Genomic DNA, 2,802 nt, shown 5'->3' with positions numbered 1-2,802 from the left:
TCGTCCCGATACGCATCGCCGCACCTCCACCCAATTTTTCATTCCTGCCAGTCGGCCAACAATATCATATTTCAGCGATGCGGTGGAGGCATCCCCTGAAAACTCTCGAGGTATAATGATTCGACCCAATGGGCCTCTGCTCGGCTCAAGGATCGAATATCTTTCGGGGGAGGTGGCTATCATGAGCCGTCGGTTCTTCGCCGGTTTCGACATAGGGTCGGCGGCCATCCACCGTGTGGTGGTGGATGACGACCATTCCATCGTCTTCTCACCTCCCCCCTGGCTCCACCAGGGCAAACCCCTGGATGCCCTGAAAAAATCCCTTTCCGAGGTGGCAAACCTTTTCCCCGGGGATTCCCTGGTCTCGACATCTTTCACGGGCATCGGATCAAGGCACTTCGACGAAGCCTTCCCGGGAGTGCTCAGGGAGTTCGACAGCGTGTGCATCGTCCGGGGCGCCAGGTTCATCGAGCCCGGGTGCGACGCCATACTGCACCTGGGGGCCAGGGACGCCTTCTTCTTTCACGTCGCCGGCGACAGGCTCAACCCTATCATGCTCGACTGGAGCACCAGCAGCAAGTGCGGAGCTGGTTCGGGCACCCTCCTGGAGAAACAGGTCCGCAGGCTCTACCCGGATAGGGAAGAGACCTCCCGCTCCCTGGATCAAACCCTGAAACGGGCCGCATCGGAGGCCTGCCGCCATCCCGAAGCCGCGCCCTACAACGCCAGGTGCGGCGTCGTGCTCCAGTCGGACCTCATCCACGACCAGAACGAGGGGCAGCCGAGAGGCCTCATAATGGCCCGACTTTTCCGGACCATCGCCACCAACATCGTCCAGGATGTGATCGGCAACAGGGAGATGAGATCCGGCGCCAGGATGATCCTCACCGGCTGGCCCGCCGGTTGCGCCCCCCTGCTCGACCACATCGAGAGGCTCACGACTTCCGAACTGTTACGCCCCGATCATTTCGCCAACGTGGGGGCCATCGGGGCGGCGCTCCTCGCCATCGAAAGGGACGACCTTTTCGTGCTGGAAGAAGGAAGAGTCGACGAGGCTTTGCGGGTCGCCCGATCCAAGAGGCAGTACCTGCCCCCACTGAAGGATTACCTTGAAAGAGTCCACATCCACGGATCCGGCTCGACGGGCACGGACGACGGTGCGAAAGCCTCCCCCGGACGACCGGAGGTGATCCTGGGCGTCGACGGCGGTTCCACCACCACGAAGGCCGTGGTCCTCTCCCTGGAGGACGGCCAGATTCTCGGCAGCCGATACATTCCCACCTACGGCGATCCCTTGGGCGCCCTGGCCGATATCATGGGACACCTTTCTGAAACCCTGGGCGACCTGCCCGTGGCGGGTGTCTGCACCACCGGTTCGGCCAGGAAGCTCTACGAAAGGATCCTGGCGAGCCCTTCCCTCCGACGGACCCTGGAAGAAGATGGCTGTTACGTTCCCGATGGAGCCGTCGACGAAATAACCTGCCACGCCGTGGGCACCAGGTCCATGGACGAGGGGATCGACACCATCTTCGAGATCGGCGGCCAAGACATGAAATTCACGACCTTCAGGCGGGACGGGGACAGGGTCACCGACGAGGTGGACGAGGCCAGGATGAACTACTCCTGCCAGGCCGGCGCCGGCCAGACGCTGGAGAACATGTCCACGATCCTGGGGCTGGACGTGCGCGATTCGCTCCAGGAATCGGCCCTCGAGGCGCGCCGTGTCCCCGTGATAGACGCCACCTGCGGGGTCTTCATGGAACTGGAGGAGCAGCGCCTCATCGCTGAAAATCACTCGGCGCCCGAGATAGCCGCCGCGATAGTCAGGGCGACGGCCTCCAGTTACTTCAACAAGTTCGTCGGCGGCACGAGGCTCGTGGGCCAAAAGTGCTCCTGCCAGGGAGGCCCGGCACTCGGCAGGGCCTTCCTGGCTGCCATGGCGGACGTAACGGGCCAGGAGATCCATGCCTACCCCGGAAGGGAGCTCCTGGGAGCCCTGGGAGCCGCCCTTTTTATCAGGGACGGCATCCTTTCAGCCAGGGAGGGGGGACAAAGGACCGCCTCCGCCTTCAGGGGTTGGAACGCCGCCTCGGAGGGCTTCAGCCACCAGGACACGACCTGCCTAGGGCACTTCGGGGCCAGGTCCTGCGGGAAGCGGGAGTGCAAGCTCAGGATCTACACCATTGGGGACGAGGAGATCGTCACGGGCGGTTTCTGCCCCCTGGGCAACAGCGAAGGGTCCGGCTCGGCCAGGCCCGACTACGTGGGGATCTTCCACTCCCTGGTGGAGAAACATTTCCAGGGACTCCTCCTGGATTCCCTCGGTTCCGAAGAGCGCGACGGCAGGCCCCGCATCGGGATACGCCGCGCCACTTCCACCGTAGGAGGAAGAGCTGTCTGGTCCTCGGCCCTTTTCTCGTCCCTGGGGTTCCTGCCGGTGCTCACACCGGTCTCAGATGAGAGAATATCGCGGCTGGGGCTCAGGCACTCCTCCACGGACTTCTGCGTGGCCATGAAATTGTCGGCGGGGCACACGGCGCTGCTCGCCGGCGAAGAGGGGATAGACTATATTTTCATACCCAGCCTGATCAGGCGTATCCGGGAGATAAGTCCCTCCCACATGTTCTGCATTTACACCGAGGCCGAGGGCTTCCTCCCCGAGGACGACCTAGGGTTGCAGAAGGGAAAGGTCATCCGTCCCGTCCTGCACCTGGGCGACAGGAAGCAGATGGTCCAATCCCTGGAAAGGGAACTTGCCCGGGTGGGATACCGCTTCACCGCCCAGGAGATAAACGATGCCTA

Annotated in this window: 1 protein-coding gene; it reads left to right on the top strand. The window is 62.9% G+C overall.

The annotated features are described in order from the left end of the window. Nucleotides 1–181: 181 nt before the first annotated feature. Nucleotides 182–2,802, top strand: a 2,621-nt coding sequence (locus GX108_04260) for a CoA activase (protein NLO56252.1), incomplete at its 3' end; no start/stop codon positions are given.

Origin of the sequence: Thermovirga sp. (assembly GCA_012523215.1) — a bacterium.
Classification (GTDB): domain Bacteria; phylum Synergistota; class Synergistia; order Synergistales; family Thermovirgaceae; genus 58-81.
The sequence above is the reverse complement of the archived record's forward strand: the minus strand, read 5'-3'. Positions and strand labels throughout refer to the sequence as shown.